General features: G+C 65.5%; 21 protein-coding genes and 2 tRNA genes. 8 read left to right on the forward strand and 15 right to left on the reverse strand.

Features of this window, described 5'->3' with window-relative positions:
• Positions 1–30: 30 nt before the first annotated feature.
• Genes coxB through ABDV78_RS02995 form a run of 5 tightly spaced genes read left to right on the forward strand, consistent with a single transcriptional unit; the run spans position 31 to position 5,486 of the window.
• Entirely contained in the window at positions 31–1,005 is a 975-nt protein-coding gene (gene coxB / locus ABDV78_RS02975) for a cytochrome c oxidase subunit II (protein WP_343525701.1), read from the forward strand.
• Complete coding sequence (gene ctaD / locus ABDV78_RS02980; protein ID WP_343525702.1) at positions 1,002–3,512, forward strand: cytochrome c oxidase subunit I; 2,511 nt, start codon at positions 1,002–1,004, stop codon at positions 3,510–3,512. Before coxB ends, ctaD begins: the two co-directional genes overlap by 4 nt.
• Positions 3,509–3,886, forward strand: coding sequence for a hypothetical protein (locus tag ABDV78_RS02985; RefSeq protein WP_343525703.1), 378 nt, complete (start codon positions 3,509–3,511; stop codon positions 3,884–3,886). Before ctaD ends, ABDV78_RS02985 begins: the two co-directional genes overlap by 4 nt.
• On the forward strand, positions 3,883–4,461 hold the full coding sequence (locus ABDV78_RS02990; protein WP_343525704.1) for a cytochrome c oxidase assembly protein: 579 nt from the start codon (positions 3,883–3,885) through the stop codon (positions 4,459–4,461). The genes ABDV78_RS02985 and ABDV78_RS02990 overlap by 4 nt, the downstream gene beginning before the upstream one ends.
• Complete coding sequence (locus ABDV78_RS02995) at positions 4,458–5,486, forward strand: c-type cytochrome (protein WP_343525705.1); 1,029 nt, start codon at positions 4,458–4,460, stop codon at positions 5,484–5,486. The genes ABDV78_RS02990 and ABDV78_RS02995 overlap by 4 nt, the downstream gene beginning before the upstream one ends.
• Positions 5,487–5,745: 259 nt before the next feature.
• Here the strand turns inward: ABDV78_RS02995 and ABDV78_RS03000 are convergent.
• The 3 genes from ABDV78_RS03000 to lon all read right to left on the reverse strand — a co-directional run bounded on the left by ABDV78_RS03000 (position 5,746) and on the right by lon (position 8,822).
• Positions 5,746–5,820 (reverse strand) — tRNA-Val (locus ABDV78_RS03000).
• 63 nt (positions 5,821–5,883) lie between these two features.
• Positions 5,884–6,156: an HU family DNA-binding protein gene (locus ABDV78_RS03005; protein WP_343525726.1), complete on the reverse strand. Its 273-nt coding sequence runs from the start codon at positions 6,154–6,156 to the stop codon at positions 5,884–5,886.
• Between the two features lie 215 nt (positions 6,157–6,371).
• Positions 6,372–8,822, reverse strand: a complete 2,451-nt coding sequence (gene lon / locus ABDV78_RS03010) for an endopeptidase La (protein WP_343525706.1) — start codon at positions 8,820–8,822, stop codon at positions 6,372–6,374.
• Positions 8,823–8,955: 133 nt separating this feature from the next.
• On the opposite strand from lon, the gene ABDV78_RS03015 reads away from it, so the two are divergent.
• On the forward strand, positions 8,956–10,704 hold the full coding sequence (locus ABDV78_RS03015; RefSeq protein WP_343525707.1) for a M1 family metallopeptidase: 1,749 nt from the start codon (positions 8,956–8,958) through the stop codon (positions 10,702–10,704).
• A 61-nt stretch (positions 10,705–10,765) separates the two neighbouring features.
• Here ABDV78_RS03015 and ABDV78_RS03020 read toward each other — a convergent pair whose 3' ends face one another.
• The 7 genes from ABDV78_RS03020 to ABDV78_RS03050 all read right to left on the reverse strand — a co-directional run bounded on the left by ABDV78_RS03020 (position 10,766) and on the right by ABDV78_RS03050 (position 17,985).
• Entirely contained in the window at positions 10,766–11,893 is a 1,128-nt protein-coding gene (locus ABDV78_RS03020; RefSeq protein WP_343525708.1) for an ionic transporter y4hA, read from the reverse strand.
• Positions 11,894–12,084: 191 nt separating this feature from the next.
• A complete protein-coding gene (locus tag ABDV78_RS03025) occupies positions 12,085–12,678 on the reverse strand; it encodes a GNAT family N-acetyltransferase (protein WP_343525709.1) in 594 nt (197 codons plus the stop codon).
• 74 nt (positions 12,679–12,752) lie between these two features.
• The gene (gene clpX / locus ABDV78_RS03030; RefSeq protein ID WP_037568616.1) at positions 12,753–14,024 is read right to left on the reverse strand and encodes an ATP-dependent Clp protease ATP-binding subunit ClpX; all 1,272 of its coding nucleotides are present in this window, start codon (positions 14,022–14,024) and stop codon (positions 12,753–12,755) included.
• Between the two features lie 111 nt (positions 14,025–14,135).
• A complete protein-coding gene (gene clpP / locus ABDV78_RS03035) occupies positions 14,136–14,825 on the reverse strand; it encodes an ATP-dependent Clp endopeptidase proteolytic subunit ClpP (RefSeq protein WP_343525710.1) in 690 nt (229 codons plus the stop codon).
• A gap of 123 nt (positions 14,826–14,948) precedes the next feature.
• Positions 14,949–15,881, reverse strand: a complete 933-nt coding sequence (locus ABDV78_RS03040) for a glycosyltransferase family 2 protein (protein WP_343525711.1) — start codon at positions 15,879–15,881, stop codon at positions 14,949–14,951.
• A gap of 306 nt (positions 15,882–16,187) precedes the next feature.
• Positions 16,188–17,840 (reverse strand): trigger factor, encoded by a 1,653-nt coding sequence (gene tig, locus ABDV78_RS03045; RefSeq protein WP_343525712.1) that lies wholly within the window; start codon positions 17,838–17,840, stop codon positions 16,188–16,190.
• Between the two features lie 60 nt (positions 17,841–17,900).
• A tRNA-Leu gene (locus ABDV78_RS03050) sits at positions 17,901–17,985 on the reverse strand.
• Positions 17,986–18,107: 122 nt separating this feature from the next.
• Between ABDV78_RS03050 and ABDV78_RS03055 the strand changes: the two genes are divergently transcribed.
• Both ABDV78_RS03055 and ABDV78_RS03060 read left to right on the forward strand, forming a co-directional pair.
• Positions 18,108–18,266 (forward strand): hypothetical protein, encoded by a 159-nt coding sequence (locus ABDV78_RS03055; RefSeq protein WP_007405040.1) that lies wholly within the window; start codon positions 18,108–18,110, stop codon positions 18,264–18,266.
• A gap of 9 nt (positions 18,267–18,275) precedes the next feature.
• Positions 18,276–18,482 carry a hypothetical protein gene (locus ABDV78_RS03060; protein WP_343525713.1) on the forward strand — a complete coding sequence of 69 codons (207 nt, stop codon included), beginning with the start codon at positions 18,276–18,278 and terminating at the stop codon, positions 18,480–18,482.
• A 50-nt stretch (positions 18,483–18,532) separates the two neighbouring features.
• On the opposite strand, the gene ABDV78_RS03065 is transcribed toward ABDV78_RS03060, so the two are convergent.
• From ABDV78_RS03065 to gatC, 5 genes are all read right to left on the reverse strand, one after another.
• Positions 18,533–19,327 (reverse strand): hypothetical protein, encoded by a 795-nt coding sequence (locus tag ABDV78_RS03065; RefSeq protein ID WP_343525714.1) that lies wholly within the window; start codon positions 19,325–19,327, stop codon positions 18,533–18,535.
• A gap of 201 nt (positions 19,328–19,528) precedes the next feature.
• Entirely contained in the window at positions 19,529–21,013 is a 1,485-nt protein-coding gene (gene gatB / locus ABDV78_RS03070; protein ID WP_343525715.1) for an Asp-tRNA(Asn)/Glu-tRNA(Gln) amidotransferase subunit GatB, read from the reverse strand.
• Positions 21,010–21,426 (reverse strand): hypothetical protein, encoded by a 417-nt coding sequence (locus tag ABDV78_RS03075; protein WP_343525716.1) that lies wholly within the window; start codon positions 21,424–21,426, stop codon positions 21,010–21,012. Before ABDV78_RS03075 ends, gatB begins: the two co-directional genes overlap by 4 nt.
• Positions 21,420–22,901: an Asp-tRNA(Asn)/Glu-tRNA(Gln) amidotransferase subunit GatA gene (gene gatA, locus ABDV78_RS03080; RefSeq protein WP_343525717.1), complete on the reverse strand. Its 1,482-nt coding sequence runs from the start codon at positions 22,899–22,901 to the stop codon at positions 21,420–21,422. The genes ABDV78_RS03075 and gatA overlap by 7 nt, the downstream gene beginning before the upstream one ends.
• Entirely contained in the window at positions 22,901–23,188 is a 288-nt protein-coding gene (gatC, locus tag ABDV78_RS03085; RefSeq protein WP_037568622.1) for an Asp-tRNA(Asn)/Glu-tRNA(Gln) amidotransferase subunit GatC, read from the reverse strand. The genes gatA and gatC overlap by 1 nt, the downstream gene beginning before the upstream one ends.
• Positions 23,189–23,223 lie beyond the last annotated feature (35 nt).

A 23,223-nucleotide genomic window follows, 5' to 3' on the forward strand; every position in this document is an offset into this window, starting at 1 on the left:
ACAATTTCATAACCGGAACGTTCGGGCGGAATGCGGGGGAAGAGCATCGCCATTTCGGCCGTCACGAGCGGCCTGCTGACAGGATGCAATAGGCATCAGTCGACGCTTGCGCCGTTCGGCGCGGATGCGACGGATATCCGGTACCTGTTCCTGATCATGCTGGTCGGTGCGGTGGTGATCGCCGGGGCGGTCGCGCTGCTGATGCGGCATGCCGTCCGCGCCCCCGGGGGCAGGCTCAGCCATGAAGGGGGGATGCGGCTGGTCCTGTGGCTGGGCGGGGTCATCCCGACCATCATCCTGCTCGGGCTGCTTGCTTACTCGCTGCCCTATATGCGCCCGCGCCCGATCGCGCCTGCCGACCTGCAGATCGCCGTCGATGGCGAGCAATTCTGGTGGCGGGTCCGCTATCTGCCCGCGAGCGCCGCCCCGGTCGACAGCGCCAACGAGATTCGGATCCCGACCGGCCGCAATGTCGCCTTTCGGTTGAGCGCTGGCGATGTGGTGCACAGCTTCTGGATACCCGGGCTGGCGGGCAAGATGGACATGATCCCCGGCCGGACCAACACGCTGGTCGTCCGCGCCGAAAAACCGGGCCGCTATCGCGGACAATGCGCCGAGTTCTGCGGTCTCGCCCACGCCCTGATGGCGTTCGACGTCATCGCCATGCCGCCCGCCGCCTTCGACGCATGGCTGGTCGGGCAGCGGCGTCCGGCCATGCCCGCTGGAAATGCGAGCGAGGGCGCGCGGCTGTTCGCCAACACGGGCTGCGGCGGCTGCCACGGCATCGCCGGGGTCACGCCGGCCAGTCGGATCGGTCCCGACCTGACCCATTTCGGATCGCGCCGGACGCTGGCGGCGGGCATCCTGCCGATGACGGAGGCAAATGTCGCCGCCTTCATCCGCCATCCCGAAAAGACCAAGCCCGGCGTCCGCATGCCTTCCTTCCCCCAATTGTCGGATGCCGAGGCGATCGCCCTCGCCCGCTATCTACAGGGCCTGAAATGAGCCTCCACGCCCAGGACGATCCCGCCCTCCGCGCCGCGCAGGAAGAGCGGCTGCGCGCGGTATGGAAGCCGCCGACCGGGCTCTTCTTCCGCTGGACCGATACCAACAACAACCAGATCGGTGTGTGGTACACGCTGACCGCCTTTGGCTTCATGCTGTTCGCGGGCGTGCTGGCGCTGATCATGCGTACCCAGTTGGCGGTGCCCGACAATGATCTGGTCTCGGCCAACACCTTCAACCAGTTGTTCACGCTGCACGGCTCGGTGATGATGTTCCTGTTCGCCGTGCCGATGTTCGAGGCGGTGTCGATCATCCTGTTGCCGCAATTGCTCGGCGCGCGCGACCTGCCCTTCCCCCGGCTTTCCGCCTTCGGCTATTGGAGCTTCCTGATCGGCGGGGTCTTCGTCTCCGGCTCGATCTTCTTCAACGCCGCGCCCGATGGCGGCTGGTTCATGTATCCCCCCCTCACCACCCGTACCGATCTGTCGGGGCTGGGGGCGGACATCTGGATGCTGGGCCTGTCCTTCATCGAGGTATCGTCGGTCGCCGCCGCGGTCGAGCTGATCGTCGGGGTCCTGAAATGCCGCCCGCCGGGGATGCGGCTGAACCTGATGCCGCTCTATGCCTGGTATATCCTGGTCGTGGCGGTGATGATCCTGTTCGCCTTTCCGCCGCTGATCGCGGGCGACCTGTTGTTCGAGATGGAGCGACTGCTCAACTGGCCGTTCTTCGATGCCGCGCGCGGAGGCGATCCGCTGTTGTGGCAGCACCTGTTCTGGATCTTCGGCCACCCGGAGGTCTATATCGTCTTCCTGCCCTCCATCGCGCTGTTCGCGATGATGATCCCGACCTTCGCGCAGCGGCATTTGCTGGGCTATCCCTGGATCGTGCTGGCGGCGGTCGGCACCGCCTTCCTGTCGTTCGGGCTGTGGGTCCACCATATGTTCGCGACCGGCCTGCCCAAGATCAGCCTCGCCTTCTTCTCCGCCGCATCCGAAGCCGTCGCGATCCCGACCGGGGTTCAGATCTTCGCCTTCATCGCCACGCTCTGGGCGGGCAAGGTGAAATGGTCGACGCCATTGCTCTATGCCAGCGGCAGCCTCGCCATCTTCGTGATCGGTGGGCTGACCGGCGTGATGGTCGCGATCGCGCCGTTCGACTGGCAAGCGCACGACACCTATTTCATCGTCGCGCATCTGCATTATGTGCTGATCGGCGGCACGCTGCTGCCCCTGTTCGGCGGGCTTTACTATTACTGGCCGCTGATCACCGGCAAGAAACTGTCGGATCGGATGGGGCGCACCGCCTTCTGGATCATGTTCGTCGGGGTCAACCTGACCTTTTTCCCGATGCACCTGTCGGGGCTGGAGGGGATGCCGCGCCGTGTCTTCACCTATCCGGCCGAGCTCAATATCGGCTGGCTCAACCTCGCCTCGACGGCGGGTTCCTATCTGTTCGCGGCGGGCGTGCTGGTGCTGGTCGTCGATCTCTGCCTGTCCCCGACACGGGCGAAGGCGCCGCGCAATCCGTGGGCGGCGGGCACGCTCGAATGGCTGGCGCATCCCGAGGATGAGGATTGGGGCATCCGGTCGATCCCGCTGATCGAGAGCCGCTATCCGATCTGGGACCAGAAGGATTTCGTCGCCAAGGTTGATGAAGGCCGTTTCTTCCTGCCCGATGCCGAGGAAGGCCGCCGCGAGACGATCGTGACCTCGGTGCTGGACGCCAAGCCCGTCTCGGTCATCCGCCTGGGCACGCCCAGCGTCAAGCCGATGAGCACCGCCATCGCGCTGGGCGGGGTGTTCATCCTGACCACCTATCATCTCTATCTGCTCGCCGCGATCTGCGGGGTGGTGACGCTCGGCTGCATCCTGTGGTGGCTCTGGGACACCGCCGAAATTCCCGAAAAGCCGGAAAAGCCGATCGGCCACGGTCTGCACCTACCGCTCTATATCTCCGGCCCCGCCGCGCCGGGCTGGTGGGCGATGTTCATCACGATGATGGCCGACGCGACCGCCTTTTCGGGCCTTGTCTTCGGCTATTATTTCTACTGGACGATCCATCCCGATTTCGGCGCGGGTTTCGACGGACCGGGCAGCGGGGCACCCCTGTTCGCGCTGGCGCTGTCGCTGGGCAGTTGGGCGGCGACGCTGGCCGCACGCGAAGTCCATGCGCGGGGCAGCGTGACGGTCGCCCGCACGCTGCTGATCGGCGCGGCGGCGCTGGCCATCGCCAGCCTGTTCGCCGGGCTCGCCTGCCTCGACGGTCTGGACCCGCAAGCCCATGTCTATCCCGCCATCATCTGGGTGCTGGTGGTGTGGACGGTCGTCCATGCCGCCGTCGCCGCGATCATGCAGTCCTATACGCTGGCGCGCAGCATCGCGGGGCGGATGACGCCCGGCCGTGACGCCGACCTCCGCAACATCACCGTCTATGCGCATTTCTTCGCACTGACCGCCATCGTCACCTATCTGACCATCGGCCTGTTCCCGGAGACGGGGCTGTGAGGCGCTGGCTCCGCCGCGCCCGCAAATTGCGCGTCACCCTGTGGACGCTGATCGTGCCGCCCAGCGTCTGGGCTGTGCACTTCCTGCTTTCCTATCTCTGGGCGGCGATATCCTGTGCGAAGATCGGCGCATGGGCGCGGTTTCCGACCGCGTTCGCGGTGGCGACGGCCATTGCCCTGATCGTCATCGTCGCCTCGGGCGTCATCGCCTGGCAGCAGTCGCGCACGCCCGGCGACCCGGCACCGCATCAGGAAGGCACCGATGTCGATCGCCTGCGCTTCCTCGCCTATTCGACGATGCTGCTGGCGGCGCTTAGCTTCGTCGCGGTGATCTTCACCGCCCTGCCGGTCATCATGCTGGGGGATTGCCGGTGAGGCGGAACGTCCTGATCGCCGGGCTAGCACTCCTGCCGCTGGGCTGGCTGCTCAGCCGGTGGGGCATGACCGGGCATATGGCCGCGCACATGATCGCGGTCGCGATCGCCGCGCCGGCCATCGCCTGGGGGCTTCAGGATACCCGGCTCGACGCGGCCGCGCGCTGGCCGCGCTTCGCGACGCCGCTGATCGCCGCGCTGGTCGAGGCGGTGGTGGTCTGGGGCTGGCACGTGCCCGCGCTGCGACGGCTGGCGGATCATCGGGCCATCTGGCTGATCGCCGAACAAGCGAGTTTCCTGGCGGCGGGTCTGCTGCTCTGGTCCGCCGTGCTGGCGCCGCGCCATCGTGCCGCGGGGGTGGCGGCCCTGCTCGTCACCTCGATGCACATGACCCTGCTGGGCGCGCTGATCGGCCTCGCGCCGCGTCCGCTCTACAGCCATCATGGCGCAGGCGCGCTGGAGGATCAGCAATTGTCCGGCGTCGTCATGCTGCTGGTCGGCGGCATCGCCTATCTGTCCGGCGGGCTGGCGATGCTCGGCCACCTGCTCAGGACCCGACAGGAGGCGCACGCATGACGATCCGCATCACCTGGAAACGCGTGATCATGACGCTCATCGGCCTCGCCGCGCTGGGCATGGCCGTTGCCTGGTCGGGCGTCATCAGCCTTGCGGCGTCGAGCGGGCACTGGGCGATCACCGACTGGTTCCTGCATTGGGCGATGCGCAACTCGGTGCGCACCCATGCCGCCCTCACCGCCCCCAAGGACCCCGCCGACCCAAGCGGCCTGGTCAGCGCGGCGGGGCATTTCGCCAATGCCTGCGCGGTATGCCACGGCGCGCCGGGGCAGAAGCCCGCGCCGGTGATGCAGGCCGCGACGCCCCCCGCCCCCGATCTGGCGGTCAATGCGCGCGAATGGACCGACCGGCAGTTGTTCTGGATCATCCAGCACGGCGTCAAATATACCGGCATGCCTGCCTGGGCGGTACAGGACCGGCCCGACGAGGTGCGACGCATGGTCGCCTTTGTCCGCCTGCTCCCTGGCATGACACCGGCACAGTATCGCGCGCTGGTGGCGGAGGCCGCCCCGGCGGTCGATCCCGACAATTGCACCGGATGCCACGGCACCGACGGGCGCGGACGGCGAAGCGCCGACATCCCGATCCTGGGCGGCCAGAACCCCGCCTATCTGCTCGCCGCGCTGAAAGGCTATGCCGACGGCTCCCGGTCAAGCGCGGTCATGCAGCAGGTGGCGATGCGCATGGAGCCCGCGGCGATGGCGGCGGCGGCGCGTCGGTTCGCGGCGATGCCCGGCCTCGGCGCTGCGCGCCCGACCAGGGCGGATTCCCCCGCGGCACGGATCGTCGAGCGTGGCCTGCCCGAACGCCAGCTTCCCGCCTGTGCAAGCTGTCACGCGCCAGGCAAGTCCTATCCGGTGATCGCGGGCCAGCGGGCCAGCTACATCGCGGCGCGGTTGCGCCAGTGGCAGGGCGACAAGAATGTGGTCGATGCCCGCAAGAGCCATGCGACCATGCCCGTCATCGCCCGGCGTATCCCCAAGGAGATGATCGAACCGCTCGCCCGCTATCTCGCGGGCGAGTGATCGGGCCGGGTTGGCAATCGGGAATCCGTTCACCTTTGCCCAATGAGGAAGCCTTGCCGCGTTCGGGGCCAGGCCCTGGCCAGAAACCAAGCGCTATTGCGGAAGCAAGCGGCGACGGCTTCGTTGCGGTCGCGAACTGGCGGGCCATGTCGAGCGCCGATACCGTCCGGGCAAGTCCTGAGGGAGAGCAAGCGACAAGCAAAATGGCCGCCCGATCATCTTCCGGCGGGGAAGTGACGGGCGGCCATTGCCATTTGCATGGTGGGCGCGACAGGGATTGAACCTGTGACCCCACCCGTGTGAAGGGTGTGCTCTACCGCTGAGCTACGCGCCCGGTAACCGGGAGACGGGCCTTTAGGCGGCGCTCCGCCGCCTGTCCAGCCCAAAAATCGTCAAATCAGTTGACCGAGTCCTTCAGGAGCTTGCCCGGCTTGAACTTCGGCTGCGACGATGCCTTGATCGTCATCGGCTCGCCGGTGCGTGGGTTACGGCCGGTCGATGCCTTGCGCTTCGAAACCGAGAAGGTGCCGAATCCGACCAGGCGAACCTCTTCGCCCTTTTTCAAAGCAGCGGTGATCGTCTCGAAAACGGCGTCGACCGCCTTGATCGCATCCGCGCGCCCGAGGCCCGAGGAATCCGCGACGGTAGCGATCAGCTCCTGCTTGTTCATTCCATAAACCCCTATGATGCCGACGATTAATGATACGGACTCGGTGCCGCTCAAATATTAAAGGACTGATAATGACGCGGCAGGCGGTGCTGTCAAACCCTGTCATTATGCAAAGCGAACGACTTCGCCAACAGAAGCCGGAATCATTTCGCGTGATATCGATTGAAAAGGCCGCCAGTCCCTCGACCGGCGGCCTCCGCACTGCTCCATGACGATCAGTGGTGACGCTCGGCCCCCACCGCCGCGATCGGCGCGGGGGGCAAGGCCGCCAATTCGTCCGCATCGGTCCAGTCGATCGCCTCCAGCGGCTCCGCCAGGGCGAGGCGTAGCACCTCGTCGACATGAGAAACGGGGACGATCTTCAACCCCTCGCGGATGTTGACGGGAATATCCGCCAGATCCTTCTCATTCTCCTGCGGGATGAGGACCGTGGTGATTCCCCCGCGCAGTGCCGCGAGCAGCTTTTCCTTCAGCCCACCGATCGGCAGCACACGTCCGCGAAGCGTTACCTCGCCTGTCATCGCCACATCCTTGCGCACCGCGATCCCGGTCAGCGTCGAGACGATCGAGGTGACGAGGCCGATGCCCGCCGACGGACCGTCCTTGGGCACCGCCCCCTCGGGCAGATGGATATGGATGTCCTTGCGATGGAACAGCGACGGCTTGATCCCGAAGCTGGGACTGCGTGCCTGGACGAAGCTGAAGGCGGCCTGCACCGATTCCTTCATCACGTCGCCCAGCTTGCCGGTGGTCTTCACCTGGCCCTTGCCCGGCACCGTCACCGATTCGATGGTCAGCAGTTCGCCGCCCACCTCGGTCCAGGCCAGACCCGTGACCGCGCCGATCTGATCCTCCTGCTCGGACAGGCCGTGGCGGAACTTCTGCACGCCCGCGAACTCATGGAGATTTTCCGGCGTGATCGTCACCGACGTCGCCTTGCCCTCCAGGATCTGGCGCAGTGCCTTGCGGGCGAGACGCGCGATCTCGCGCTCCAGGGTGCGCACGCCCGCCTCGCGGGTGTAACGCTGGATCAGGGCGCGCAAGCCCTCCTGGGTCAGCGTGAACTCGCCGTCCTTCAGGCCATGCGTCTCGACCTGCTTGGCGATCAGGTGACGCTCGGCGATCTCGACCTTCTCGTCCTCGGTATAGCCCTCCAGACGAATGATCTCCATGCGGTCGAGCAAAGGCTGCGGCAGGTTCAGCGTGTTCGCGGTGCACACGAACATCACGTCCGACAGATCGATATCGATCTCCAGATAGTGATCGTTGAACTTCGCGTTCTGCTCCGGGTCGAGCACTTCCAGCAGTGCCGAGGCCGGGTCGCCGCGGAAATCCTGGCCCAGCTTGTCGATCTCATCGAGCAGGAACAGCGGGTTGGACGTGCCGGCCTTTTTCAGGTTGGTCACGATCTTGCCTGGCAGCGAGCCGATATAGGTGCGCCGGTGCCCGCGAATCTCGGCCTCGTCACGCACACCACCCAGCGACTGGCGGATAAACTCGCGCCCGCACGCCTTGGCGATCGACTGGCCCAGCGAGGTCTTGCCGACGCCCGGCGGGCCGACGAGGCACAGGATAGGCCCCTTCAGCTTGTTGGTGCGCGCCTGGACGCCGAGATATTCGACGATCCGGTCCTTCACCTTCTCCAGCGCATAATGATCCTGGTCGAGGATCGCCTGTGCGGCGGCGATGTCCTTTTTGACCTTGGACTTCTTGCCCCAGGGCAGGCCAAGCAGCACGTCGAGGTAATTGCGCACCACCGTCGCCTCGGCGCTCATCGGCGCCATGGTCTTCAGCTTCTTCAGTTCGGCCGTCGCCTTGGTCCGCGCTTCCTTGGAAAGCTTGAGCGTCGCGATCTTCTGGGTCAGCTCGGCAATCTCGTCGCCATCGCCGTCCTCGCTCTCATTGCCCAGCTCGCGCTGGATCGCCTTGAGCTGTTCATTGAGATAATATTCGCGCTGCGTCTTCTCCATCTGGCGCTTGACGCGGCTCTTGATCTTCTTCTCGACCTGAAGGACGCCGAGTTCGCCCTCCATCAGGGCATAGGCCATCTCCAGCCGCTTGGCCGGATCGGTTTCGACCAGCAGCGCCTGCTTGTCGGCGACCTTGACCGAGATGTTGGCGGCGATCGCATCGGCCAGTTGCGAGGCGTCCTCGATCTCGGCCAGTTGCACCGCCGTCTCGGCGGGCAGCTTGCGGTTGAGCTTGGCGTAATTCTCGAACTGATCGACCACCGAGCGCATCAGCGCCGCGATCTGGGCCGGATCGACCGAGGCCATCTGGTCCTGCACCTCGACGGCCTGATCCTTAAGCGCGGCCTCGTCGGACTCGACCACCGTCGCGTCGATCGTCGCGGTCAGGAAGGCACCCGACTCGTCCAGTTCGGCGAGGCGACCACGCACCTTGCCCTCGACCAGCACGCGCACCGTGCCGTCGGGCAGCTTGAGCAGTTGCAACACGGTGGCCGTGACGCCGATTTCGTACAGATCCTCGCGCGTGGGATCATCCTCGGCGGGATCGAGCTGGGCGACCAGGAAAATCTCCTTGTCCGCCGCCATTGCCGCTTCCAGCGCCGCGACCGATTTGTCACGTCCGACGAACAGGGGCACGATCATGTGCGGGAAGACGACGATGTCACGCAGCGGAAGGACGGGATAGGACTGGTTCATGCAAACTCCGGTCGGCCCCGATCGGGGCCTCTTCGCCACTATATATGGTGACGTTTGTCGATCCATCAATTCCCGCTGAGACAAGCGAACGGCCCCCTTGCCAAGCAGGACGGGTTGGGCAACATCTTCGCCTATGGATCGTATACGAATCTCCGCCGCACTGCTTGCCTCCTCGCTCTTTTGCGCGCCACTCGCGGCCCAGGCCTCCAAGGCCCTTCCCGCCAAGGGTGAGCCGCCGCTGACCGCGCAAACCATGGTGTCGGGCGGCGTCCGTCCGCCCGAGCAACTGGCCATGCGCTTCGACAGCGCCGACCTGTCGTTCGAGGTCCTGCCCGATACCGAGGAATTGAACGGCATTGCGGTGCTGGACTTTACCGCCAGGGCGCCGCTCGCTCGCCTGATGATCGATCTCGACAGGAATCTGCCGGTCCGGTCGATCGCGATCGACGGCAAGCCGCTGAAGTCCGATCGATGGAGCAACCCCGAGGGGCGGCTGGTCATCACCCTGCCCCGCCCGCTTCGCACGGGACAGAAGGTGAGCGCAAAGATCAGCTATGGCGGCACGCCCCATGTCGCGGTGCGCGCGCCCTGGGACACGGGCGTCGTCTGGGCGAGAACACCTGACGGCCGCCCCTGGTTCGCGACGACCAGCCAGGGCTATGGCTGCGATCTTTTCTGGCCCTGCCTCGACTATCCGATGGGCGAGCCCGGCGTGGTGACGCTGCACATCACCGTGCCCAAGGGGTTGAAGGCACCGTCCAACGGCGTGCTGCTGGGCGTCGATACCCTGGCGGACGGGCGCACCCGCTGGAACTGGCGGACCAAGCACCCCAATACCTATGCGATCGCGCTCAATGTCGGGCCCTATGAGGTGGTCGAGGGCCAGTATAAGAGCCGCTTCGGCAACAGCATCCCGATGTTCTACTGGTATCTGCCGGGCGAGAAGGCGAAGGCGGAAGCGCTGTTCGCCGAGTTCGCGCCGACGCTGGATTTCTTCGAGTCGATGGTCGGCCCCTTCCCCTTCGGCGACGAGAAGCTGGGCGTGGTCGAAACGCCGCACAAGGGCATGGAGCACCAGACGATCAACGCCTATGGCAATGAATATGCCAAGGCACCCGAAGGCTTTGACTGGCTGTTCCAGCATGAGTTCAGCCACGAATGGTTCGGCAACCAGCTAACCAATGTCGACTGGGACGATTTCTGGCTGCACGAGGGCTATGGCAGCTATATGCAGCCCAGCTATGGCCGCTGGCGCGAGGGCGAGGCGCGCTATGCCGTGATGATGGACGCGCAGCGCGGGCAGATCGCGAACAAGTCCCCCATCGTCCATGACCGCAGTATGACCGAGCAGGATGTCTATGAAGCGGCCAAGGGCGGACCGGGGCTCGACATCTATATGAAGGGATCGTGGATGCTCCATACCCTTCGCAATCTGATCGGGGACCAGGCCTTCTGGGACGTGACGCGCCTCGCCGTCTATGGCCGCACCGATCCGAAGCCGGGGAATTTCACGCCTCGCTATGGCTCGACCAGGGAATATGAGGGGTTCGTCCGACAGGTGACGGGCAAGGATTATGGCTGGTTCTTCAACGTCTATCTGCGGCAGGCGGCGCTGCCCGATATCGTCGAGACGCGGGTCGGCGATCAATTGACCCTGAGCTGGAAAGTGCCGGGCGGTGGCCCCTTCCCCTTGCCGGTCGAGGTGCAGGTGGGCGACAGGATCGAACGACTGCCGATGACGAACGGCACAGGCACGCTGACCATCCCCGCCGGCGCGCATGTGGTGATCGATCCCTGGGCGAAAATCCTGAAGCGCTCGGATGCGATCGAGCAGTTCCAGGCCTGGAAAGCGGAGCAGGCGGCGAAGAAAAAGGCGAATTAGGACGATCCCCGCCCCCCACCCTCGGTTCCGCCCGAACGGCGGGCCGGGGGGCGGAACCGGCTTACGGCACCACCGTCACGAACAGATAGGCCGCGAAGATCACCAGATGCACCGCGCCCCCCAAGACGGTGGTCCGGCCATTGCCCAGCGTCAGCGTGATCGTGAACAGCGATAGCACCAGCAGGATCATCTGCTTGGCCCCGATCCCGAGAGCCAGGGGCAATCCGAGCATCAGCGACACGATCGCGACCGCCGGGATGGTCAGTCCGATCGTCGCCAGCGCCGATCCCAATGCGAGATTGAGGCTCGTCTGCAACCGGTTCCGCCTCGCCGCGCGATAGGCCGCCAGGCTTTCCGGTGCCAGCACCAGTGCGGCAATGACCACGCCGACGATCGCCAGCGGCAACCCGGCATTCAGGATCGCCGCCTCGACGATACCCGACAGCCCCTTGGCAAGCAGCACCACGCCGACCAGCGCAACCAGCAACATGCCCAGCGCGGCCCAGGCCGCCGCATTGGTCGGCGGCTCGGCATGGGCGTCGGCGGGCATATCCTCGTTCGCGGGGAGGAAATATTCGCGGTGGCGCACCGTCTGCACCATGACGAAGGTGCCATAGAGGATGACACTGACGATCGCGACGAAGACCAGTTGCGACGTCGCATAGGTCGGCCCCGGCGCGGACGAGACATAATTGGGCAGGACCAGCGACAGCACGACCATCGCGGTCAGCACGTTCAGCGAGGAACTGGCACCCCGGAGCGAGAAGCGCTGCTCGCCATGCTGCACGCCCCCCGCCAGCAGGCACAGGCCGACAATACCGTTCAGGATGATCATGATCGCGGCGAACACCGTGTCGCGCGCCAGGCTGGAGGCATCGCCCGCATCGGACAGCATCAGGCTGACGATCAGCGACACCTCGATCACCGTCACCGCGACCGCCAGGACAAGGGTGCCGAACGGCTCGCCGACGCGGTGGGCGACGACCTCTGCCTGATGCACCGCCGCCAGCACGCATCCGAACAGGATGAACGCCGCCGCGACCGTACCCACCGTCCCCATCTTGTAGAGCGACACAGCGATGGCCAGCAGCCCCAGCAGCGGGAATACCAGCGTCCACCAGGGCATCACCAGCCGATGGAGAAGCGCCCGCTTCTGTCCGGCGGTCACGATGGCATCGGGTTCGCTCATCCTTTGTCAGGCCTCCACATCGGATCAGGCGCGACCGACATGGTCCCACCGCTATGCCAATGCGCCAACCGCCTCATTGGCTCCCTTGTGAACGACCGAATCGTTGCGATATCGCAATATATCGGTGCCATCGCACGTGGCGGCGTTTTCGAAACGGCCGGGCCCGCCCGGACAGCGCCCGGGAAACGAGCTTATCGTGCCCCCGCCGGACGCCGCATCGACCAGAAGCGTGGACCACCCCCGGCAACCGACCAATCGCCGATCGGCACGAAGCCCAACCGCGCATACAGGCCGACATTGCTCTCGGTCGCGGTCTCCAGATAGGCCGGCAGGCCCGAGGCATCGCACCTTGCCAGCCCGGCACGGATCGACGCACCGCCCAGCCCGCACCACTGTCGCGCAGGGTCGACCCCGGCGATGTGGAGATACCAGAAAGGCTCCTTGGGGAAATGCGCCTCGATCGCCTCGCCCAGCCGCATCGCGCGGGGAAGCGCGCCGCCCAGCGCATGAAGGACCGGGATCAGGCGACGCACATAGGCCATGATCGGCACATGGGCCTGTCCCGGTGGCCGCCAGAAGGTTCCGGCGTCCGCCGCCTGGCTGACCAGCCGCATGCCCGCCGCATCGGTGTCGAACAACAGCCCGAACAGCCGCGGCAAACGCCTCGCCCGGTCGGCGGCATCGGGAAAGATATAGGACATGGCCGGATCGTCGACAAAGGCGCGGGCCAGCATCGCCGCCACTGCCGCGCGGTCGCCTGGCCGCGCATCACGGATCGTCACCATCGCTTCACCCCAACGAAAACGGGCGCCCCTTTGCAGGAGCGCCCGTCATCCATCCGGTCGTCGCGGGGAAGCCCTCAGGCCGCCGCGCCGTCCTTTTTCTTGGCCTTTTCGGCATAGACGCGGATCGGTTCCTTGCGGCCCTCGACCACATCCTTGTCGACCATCACCTCGTCGACGCCGTCCATGCCGGGCAGGTCGAACATGGTGTCGAGCAGGATGCCCTCCAGGATCGAACGAAGCCCGCGCGCACCCGTCTTGCGCTCGATCGCCTTCTTGGCGACCGTGGTCAGCGCATCGTCGGTGAAGTCGAGTTCGACATTCTCCATCTCGAACAGCTTCTGATACTGCTTGACCAGCGCGTTCTTCGGCTCGGACAGGATCTTGACCAAAGCCGCGATGTCGAGGTCTTCCAGCGTCGCGATGACGGGCAGACGGCCGACGAATTCGGGGATCAGACCGAACTTGAGCAGATCCTCCGGCTCGGTCTGGCGCAGATATTCACCGGTCCGCTTCTCCTCGGGAGCCGCCACATAGGCGCCGAAGCCGATCGACTTGCCCTGCAGACGGTCGCCGATGATCTTTTCCAGACCTGCGAACGCGCCGCCGCAGATGAACAGGATGTTCGTCGTGTCGACCTGCAGGAATTCCTGCTGGGGATGCTTGCGGCCACCCTGGGGCGGAACGCTGGCGGTCGTGCCTTCCATCAGCTTGAGCAGCGCCTGCTGAACGCCCTCACCCGACACGTCGCGGGTGATCGAGGGATTCTCGGCCTTGCGGCTGATCTTGTCGATCTCGTCGATATAGACGATGCCGCGCTGCGCCCGCTCGACATTGTAATCCGACGCCTGGAGCAGCTTGAGGATGATGTTCTCGACATCCTCGCCGACATAACCGGCTTCGGTCAGCGTCGTCGCGTCCGCCATGGTGAACGGCACGTCGAGGATGCGCGCCAGCGTCTGCGCGAGCAGCGTCTTGCCGCAGCCGGTCGGGCCGACGAGCAGGATGTTCGACTTGGCGAGTTCGACGTCCGCGCCCTTCGCGCCGTGGTTCAACCGCTTATAGTGGTTGTGCACCGCGACCGACAGGACGCGCTTGGCCTGTTTCTGCCCGATGACATAATCGTCGAGCACATTGCAGATTTCCTGCGGCGTCGGCACGCCACCATCCTTCTTGGAAACCAGCGCGGACTTGGTCTCCTCACGGATGATGTCGTTGCACAGCTCCACGCACTCGTCGCAAATGAAGACGGTTGGCCCCGCGATCAGCTTGCGCACCTCGTGCTGCGACTTGCCGCAGAACGAGCAATAGAGGGTGCTTTTCGAGTTGCCACCGCTCACCTTGTCCATCAATCACCTCTCGCACCCGATACTGGTGCGCTACCGTTGCCGGGGTGCGCATCGTACCGCACCCCGATAAAGTCACAATCGAAATAAACCGTTCATGCTGAACGACCCGCCTTATGCGGCGGCCGATGCGTCTTCGGCCGGAACCGGACGCTTGTCGAACACCTGATCGATCAGGCCGAACTCCTTGGCTTCCTCCGCGCTCATGAACTTGTCGCGGTCCATCGCGCGCTCGATCTCCTCAAGCGGCTTGCCCGTGTACTTCGCATAGAGCGAGTTCAGGAAATGCCGCATGCGCAGGATTTCGCGCGCCTGGATCTCGATATCGGCCGCCATGCCCTGCGCCCCGCCCGAAGGCTGGTGGATCATGATGCGGCTGTTCGTCGTCGCAAAGCGCATGCCCGGTTCACCGGCGGCCAGCAGGAAGCTGCCCATCGAGGCGGCCTGGCCGATGCACAGCGTGCCGACGCGCGGACGGATATACTGCATCGTGTCATGGATCGCCATGCCCGCCGTGACGACACCGCCCGGCGAGTTGATGTACATGTAGATATCCTTCTTCGGATTTTCCGACTCAAGGAACAGCAGCTGCGCGCAGATCAGCGAGGCCATGCCGTCTTCGACACCGCCGGTGACGAAGATGATGCGCTCGCGGAGCAGGCGGCTGAAGATATCGAACGACCGTTCGCCGCGGTTCGACTGCTCGATGACGATCGGAACCAGACCGGCCTGCGTCTGCCGAAGCCCGACGCCAGCCTGCGCCAGCGGGCTCGCGAAATCGCCGGTCTCGAACGGATTGTGCATGGAATTCTCTCTTATGCCCAGAAGAGCCCCTATGTCGCGTGATGCCCGCGCATATTCAAGCCCCGGCGGCATCCCGACCCTGTCGCGATGCGGCGATTGTTCCTTTCAGGGAGGAAAATCGAACTAGCGGCCATTCCCCGGCGCGGGCAGCGCCAGATAGGCGAGCCGTCGGACCTCCTGCCGCCCGCGCACCACGGTATCGAGGATCAGCCCGGTGAAAAGATTGAGCCCGGCGAGCAGCATCAGCCCCGTCGACAGGATCGCGGTCGGGAAGCGCGGCACCTGGTGGGTGTGCAGATAGGTCAGGATCAACGGCACCGCGAGCAGCACCGCCACGCCCGCGAACAGCGCCGCGATCGCCCCGAAGAACCACATCGGGCGTTCGATACGATAGAGCTTCAGGATGGTGCGCAGGATGCGCCAGCCGTCCGAATAGGTCGATAGCTTCGACGCCGACCCCTCGGGCCGCGCATAATAGGGGGTCGCGATCTCCGCGCAGGGCATCTTCAGCTCCAGCGCATGGACGCTGATCTCGGTTTCGATCTCGAACCCCACCGACAGGACGGGGAAGCTCTTGACGAAGCGGCGCGAAAAGACGCGGTAGCCCGACAGGATATCGGTGAAACTCCGCCCGAACAGCCGGGCAAGCATGCCCGTCAGCATCGCATTGCCGAAGCGGTGGCCGCGACGATAGGCGAGTTCCGCCTCGCTGATCCGCTGGCCGACGACCATGTCGAGCTGTTCCTCGACGACGCGGCGCACCAAGTCCGGTGCAGAGGCCGCGTCATAGGTCGCATCGCCATCGGCCATCACATAGATATCCGCATCGATATCGGCGAACATGCGGCGCACGACCGCGCCCTTGCCCTGGATCCGCTCGGACCGCACGACCGCGCCCGCCGCGCGCGCGACCTCGACGGTGCGATCGCTGCTGTTATTGTCATAGACATAGACGGTGGCCAAGGGCAGCGCCGCGCGAAACCCCGCGATCGTCTGCGCGATCGCCGCTTCTTCGTTATAGCAGGGCAGCAGCACCGCGATCCGGGGTTCGTTCACACCATATCCTCGTCAAAGGGCGGGCGATCCGGCCCCCCGTCACAACCCAAAGCCCCTATGCGCCAACATGGCCGGGCGGGACAGCCCGTTCAGAATTCCTCCCCTGCAAGGGGAGGTCGCAGGCCAAAGGCCTGGCGGAGGGGAATCCGCGTGGCTGGAGCCCCACACGCACGAACGTCACGCCCCTCCACCAGCTTCGCTGGCTCCCCCCTCCGCGTGCAGGGGAGAAGGCCTTCACGCAGGAAGGGCGACCGCTTTCGCGACCGCCCTTCCCTGTTCGTCACGAACCGAAGTCCGATGCCGTCCTTATTCGGTCGGCGCCGCCTTCTTGGCGCGCGGCTTCTTGGCCGGGGCGTCCTCGGCCGCTTCCGCCTCGCCTTCGGCCGGAGCGGCGGCCTTCTTGGCACGCGGCTTCTTGGCCGGAGCTTCCTCGGTCACTTCGGCTTCACCTTCGGCCGGGGCCGCCGCCTTCTTGGCGCGGGTGGCCTTCTTCGGGGCTTCCTCGGCGGGTGCGTCCTGGGCAGCCGCTTCCTCGGTCACATCGGCCTTCTTGGCCTTCGCCTTCGACTTCTTGGCGCCATGGTCATGATCATGGTCGTGATCGTGGACGTGCGTGCCGGTCGCGAAACCGTCCTCGCTCTCGATCGCGGCTTCCAGCTCCTCGCGCGTGGTTTCGCGGTCGGTGATCTCGGCCTTGCCGAACAGGAAGTCGACGACCTTGTCCTCATAGAGCGGGGCGCGAAGCTGGGCGGCGGCCATCGGCTCCTGCTGGACATACTGGATGAAGCGCTGGCGATCTTCCGGGCCGTACTGCTGCGCGGCCTGCGCGATCAGGCGGTTCATTTCCTGCGCGGTCACTTCGACGCCGTTCGCCTGACCGATCTCCGAGAGGAGCAGACCCAGACGGACGCGGCGCTCGGCGATCTTCTTATAATCGTCGCGCTCCTTCTCCATCTCGGCCTTGGCGGCCTCGGGATCTTCCTCATGGGTCGCTTCATGTTCGAGCTGCGCCCAGATCTGCGAGAACTCGGCCTCGACCATCGACGGCGGCACTTCGAAGTCGTGACCATCGGCGAGCTGGTCGAGCAGCTTGCGCTTCATATAGGTGCGGGTCAGGCCGTTATGCTCCTGCTCGATCTGCCCCTTCAGCAGGCCGCGCAGCTGCTCCAGGCTCTCGAGGCCCAGATTCTTGGCCATCTCGTCGTCGATCTTGGCTTCGCCGGCGGTCTTCACCGACTTGATCGTCAGGTCGAAGGTCGCGGGCTGACCGGCCAGGTCCTTGGCGGGATAGTCCTCGGGGAAGGTGACCGAGATCTGCTTCTCTTCACCGGCCTTCACGCCGACCAGCTGGTCCTCGAAACCGGGGATCAGACGGCCTCCGCCGATCTCGACCGCCATGTCCTCGCCCGAGCCGCCCTCGAAGGCGACGCCGTCCGCGGTCTTGCCGACGAAATCGACGGTGACCTGATCGCCCTGCTCGGCCGCCTTGTCGCCGGCATCGTCCCAGCGCTTCTGCTGGTCGGCGAACTTCTGGAGCTGTTCGTCCACCGCCTCATCGGCGACCGGCACGGTCAGACGGTCGAGCTTCAGCGCGTCGATCGCGGGCGTCGGCACCTGCGGCAGCACTTCGAGCGTGACGGTCAGCTTGGCGTCCTGACCCTGCTCATAGCCCTCGGCCAGTTCGACCTGCGGCTGCATCGCGGGGCGCAGGCCCTGCTCGGCGATCAGCGACTGCACGCCTTCCTGCAGCGCGGTGTTCAGCGCGTCCTGAAGGAGCGCCGGGCCGTGCATCTTGCGGACCAGATTCGCGGGCACCTTGCCGGGGCGGAATCCGGGCATCTTCATCTGCGGAGCGATCCGCTTCAGCTCGGCATCGACCTTGCTCTCGATGTCCTGGGCAGTGATGGTGAGCGTATAGGCGCGCTTCAGCCCCTCGTTCAGCGTCTCGACAGTCTGCATCTAAAGGCCTTCAATCTGGAGAAATTCCGTGTGGCTGTCGCCCCGCTCTAGACCGGGGACTGGTGCGGGCGAAGGGACTCGAACCCCCACATCTTACGATACTGGAACCTAAATCCAGCGCGTCTACCAGTTCCGCCACGCCCGCACGAGGACACCGCCGATGGGCGCGCGTCTATATCACCATGGGCGGCTTGGGCAAGGGACAACAGGCAACATCGGCGTAGCCCGTGCGTTTATGCCCTCCCCACCCCCGACAGGAGAGCGAGAATGGCGACCCAGCCGCCGCCCGAAAGCCCGCAGCCGACGCAACCGGCGCAGCCCGATGCGCCGCCGCCCGAGATCGTGCCGCCCGGCCCGGACATCGACCAGCCCGCCCCCGGCGTCGGCCCCGGCGATCCGGGCACGCAGCAGCCCTTGCAGATTTGAGGAGGCCCCATGGCGACCAACCCCGAAAACCATCCCGACAGCCCGCCGCGCGAGGATGAGCGCAGCGATATCGAACAGGCGGTCGAGGCCCGCTCCGACGCGGTCAAGCGCGGCGAAGGCGGCGAGGAGCCGGTGACCTTCACCAGCAACGGCGAACATGACGGTGTCGGCGGCACTGGCGGCGTGGTCCGCAACCAGGATCTGGACGCACAATAGGCAAATGGCGTCGCCCCGGCGCGGAGGCATTCCGCGCCGGGTGTCGGCTTTCAGGCTCCGACCGAGAAGTCGAAGACCTTGGTGGTCATGGTGTTGCTGAACATCCCCGGCCCGCTGCCCGCGCTGACCGAATAGAGGAATCCGTATTCCCCGGCTTCCAAAGGCGCGTCGGGGGTCACGCGGAACACGCCCGGCGCGACGCGGTCATAGGTGAAGGCGATGCGATCCTTGTCCATCACCCCCGATTTCGCCCCGGCGATGTTGAAGCTGCCCACCCGCGCCTCGCGGCGATCCTTTTTCACATCAAAGCGAACCAGGCTGAATTCATTGGGCGATGTGATCGTGGAGTTCGGTCCGGTCAGCCAGGAACCATTGTTCGCGCCGCCCGAAAGGCTGGCATTGGCCTCATCGAAGAAGAAATAGAATTCGGGCTTCGCCTTGGTCGAGCGGATGCGCGAATGGTCATTGGGAATGACCGACTTCATCTTGATCGGCGCGATTCCCGCGGTCAACGCATAGCCGAGCATCCCGCCCGTCTTGGTCTGGTTCGCAGTTGTGGGGTCGAGCCGCAGCATCTTGGGCTCGGCCGCCCAGTCCGCGAGCAGATAGATGCCCGACGGATGCGGAACGCGCCAGTCGGGCGAGTCCGCCGACAACGCCGCCTTGGCCGACACACCGCCTTCCTGCGACGCAGACAGCATCGCAGCAATCACTGCGGACGGGACACCCTGCGTCTTGAGCGCAATCAGTTGATCGGTGCCCAGATCAAAGCGATTCGGTGACGCCTTGATCTTCGCGATAACCGCTTCTTCGCCCAGCCCCGCCCGGATCAGCGTGACAACCATTTGATTGTTCAACACTTCAGCCGCAGCGGGCGCCGCCACGCAAAGCAACGCGGCTGCCAGCATTCCCCATTTCATACCAATACCCCCGGCGAACACCATGTTCGACGGAGCCATGTCTATGCCGTCCGGCGACGGTTCGACAGGGGAATTTGAGCCAATACTTCACGCCCCGCCAGAAGTAGCGGAGCGTGAAGGATATTATCAGTTGCCGGCCAGCGCCTTCTTGAGCAGGTCGTTGACGACCGCCGGATTGGCCTTGCCGCCCATCGCCTTCATCGTCTGGCCGACGAAGAAACCGAAAAGGGCTTCCTTGCCACCACGATACTGGCCGAGCTGGTTCGGGTTCTTTTCCAGAACCTCGGCGATCACCGCCTCGATCGCGCCGGTATCGCTGGTCTGCTTGAGGCCGCGTTCCTCTACGATCCTGGACGGGCCATCGCCGGTTTCCAGCATGATCTCGAACACCTGCTTGGACAGGCTGCCCGACAGCGTGCCATCGGCGACCAGCGCCAGCAGTTCGGCCGCCTGGGCAGGGCTGACCGGGCTCTCGGTGATGTCCTTGCCCAGCCGGTTGAGCGCACCGAACAGCTCGGCCGCGACCCAGTTGGCCGCCTGCGCGGGCTTGGCGCTGGTGCCTTCCAGCGCGCCCAGCAGTGCGTCGAACCAGCGTGCCGTCTCGACCTCGGCGGTCAACACGCCCGCATTATAGGCGGTCAGGCCCAGGGCTTCATAGCGGCGACGCTTGGCATCGGGCAGTTCGGGCAGGCTGGCGCGGCATTCCTCGACAAAGGCGTCGGTCAGCTCCAGCGGCAGCAGGTCGGGATCGGGGAAGTAGCGGTAATCATGCGCATCCTCCTTCGACCGCATCGAGCGCGTCGTGCCGCTCTCGACGTTGAAGAGGCGGGTTTCCTGGACGATCTTGCCGCCATCCTCCAGCACCGCGACCTGGCGCTTGGCCTCATATTCGATCGCGGCCATGACGAAGCGGACCGAGTTGACGTTCTTCGTCTCGGTGCGCGTGCCGAACTCATCGCCGGGCTTGCGGACCGACACGTTGACGTCGGCGCGCATCGAGCCTTCTTCCATGTTGCCGTCGCAGCTACCCACGTAACGCAGGATGGCGCGGAGCTTGCGCAGGTAAGCCCCGGCCTCGGCGGGCGAGCGCATGTCCGGGCGGCTGACGATCTCCATCAGCGCGACGCCCGAGCGGTTGAGGTCGACATAGGAACGGGTCGGATGCTGGTCGTGCATCAGCTTGCCCGCATCCTGCTCGACATGGATGCGCTCGACGCCGATCGACTTGGTCGGGCCGTCGGGGTTCTTCTCGTCCAGGCTGATCTCGATCGCGCCCTCGCCCACCAGCGGGTGGTAGAGCTGGCTGATCTGATAGCCCTGCGGCAGATCGGCGTAGAAGTAGTTCTTCCGGTCGAAGCGCGACCACTTGTTGATCTGCGCGTCGATCGCCATGCCGGTGCGCACCGCCTGGCGGATGCACTCCATGTTGGGGACGGGCAGCATGCCGGGCATCGCGGCGTCGACCAGCGAGACCTGCGTGTTGGGCTCCGCGCCGAATGCGGTCGCCGCACCCGAGAAGAGCTTGGCGTTGGAGGTGACCTGGGCGTGGACTTCCAGGCCGATCACGACCTCCCATTCCCCCGTCGCGCCCTGGATGCGATATTCGCTCATGTTCGATCTCGATGATGAAGATAGTTGATCGCCGTCAGAACGGCGTTGCTGCCCAGCAGCGCGACGATCCAGCAGGTCGACAGGATGCGCAGGATCGCGGTTTCAAAACCGAGATGCCGCGCCTCCATCAACCCGATATAAGCCGCGCCCGCGCCCAGCATCAGAAACGCGATGCCCAGCCGGAATTCCCCGCGCAGGATCACGCTGTTGCCCACGCACAGGCACAGGATGAAGCACGCCACCCCCAGGAAGAACCGCGCCAGCGTGTGGTGGTCGAAGGGGTGATTGTCGATATCGGTCAACGACACACCGACATAGGCGCTGAGGATCGCCCCGAACGCGACGTTCAGGGCGCCCTGGGCCTCCCGCAACACGGCGATGTTGCGGGCGTTGAAGGCTCGGTCGCTTACCACCAGGCCTGCGGACGGGCGGTGAACCCGGCGCGGTGTTCGATGGCCAGGCCCGCATTCAGTACGCCCTGCTCGTCCAGCGGCTTGCCGATGATCTGGAGGCCGAGCGGCAGCCCGTCCTTGTCCAGTCCGCCCGGCACCGACATGGCGGGCAGCCCCGCCAGCGAGGCGGGCACCGTGAACACGTCGTTGAGGTACATGGCCAGCGGATCGGCCTGCTTCTCGCCCAGCGCGAACGCCGCCGAGGGCGCGGTCGGGGTGAGCAGCACGTCGCAACTCTCGAACGCCCGCTCGAAATCGCGGGCGATCAGCGTGCGGACCTTCTGCGCCTGGGTGTAATAGGCATCGTAGAAGCCCGCCGACAGGACATAGGTACCGATCAGGATGCGGCGCTTCACCTCGTCGCCGAACCCGGCGGCGCGGGTCGCGGCGTACATGTCCTGAAGCCCCGCCCCTTCCGGCAGCTCGCGCAAGCCATAGCGCACGCCGTCATAGCGGGCGAGGTTGGACGACGCCTCGGCGGGCGCGATGATGTAATAGGCAGGCAGCGCGTATTTGGTGTGCGGCAGCGACACCTCGACGATCTCGGCACCTGCATCACGCAGCCAGTCGATGCCCTGCTGCCACAGCGCCTCGATTTCGGCGGGCATGCCGTCGACGCGGTATTCCTTCGGAACGCCGACCTTCTTGCCCTGCAGGTCCGCCGACAGCGCGGCTTCCCAGTTCGGCACGTCGAGCTTCAGCGAGGTCGCGTCCTTGGCGTCGAAGCCCGCCATCGCCTCCAGCATGATCGCGCAGTCGCGCACGTCGCGCGCCATCGGCCCCGCCTGGTCGAGCGAGGAGGCGAAGGCGATCGTGCCCCAGCGCGAGCAGCGGCCATAGGTCGGCTTGATGCCCGAAATTCCGGTGAAGGCAGCGGGCTGACGGATCGAACCGCCGGTGTCGGTGCCGGTCGCACCCGGCGCAAGGCCAGCGGACACCGCCGTCGACGACCCGCCGGACGAGCCGCCGGGGGCGAGGGCTGCGGTGTCGTTCGGGCGACGCCAGGGCGAGATGACATTGCCGAACGCGCTGGTTTCGTTGGAGGAGCCCATGGCGAACTGGTCGAGGTTCAGCTTGCCCAGCATGCCCGCACCGGCGTTCCACAGATTCTGCGAAACCGTCGACTCGTACGGCGGCACGAAGCCTTCCAGGATCTTGCTGGCCGCGGTGGTCGCGACGCCCTTGGTCGCGAACAGGTCCTTCATGCCAATCGGCACACCCGCCAGCGGCTTGAGGGTTTCGCCCGCCGCGCGTGCCGCGTCGGCCGCATCGGCGGCGGCGAGCGCGTGCTCGGGGGTTTCCACCAGAAAGGCGTTGAGCGCACGGGCGCCCGCAACCTTGGCGTTGAAGGCCTCTGCGACTTCGCGCGCCTTGAACTGGCCGTCGCGCACGCCGTCGCGGATGGCGGCGATGCCGAGCGTGGTCAGGTCGGTCATTATTCGATCACCTTGGGCACCGTGAAGAAGCCATGTTCGGCCTGCGGTGCGTTCTGCATGAGGAGGTCGCGGATGCCGCCGTCATTGACGACGTCGTCGCGCAGGCGAAGCTGGTTCGGGATCACCGCGGTCATCGGTTCGACGCCTTGGGTATCGACCTCGCCCAGTTGCTCGATCCAGCCCAGGATGTTCCCCAGTTCGGGGGCGAGGCGCGTCGCGTCCTCCTCGGTGATCGCGATGCGGGCGAGGCTCGCGATCTTCTTCACGGTTGCGGTATCTACGGACATGGATTTGCGGCTAGCATCGCCGCGCGGCTTCGCGC

Origin of the sequence: Sphingomonas sp. (assembly GCF_039594485.1) — a bacterium.
Classification (GTDB): Bacteria; Pseudomonadota; Alphaproteobacteria; order Sphingomonadales; family Sphingomonadaceae; genus Sphingomonas.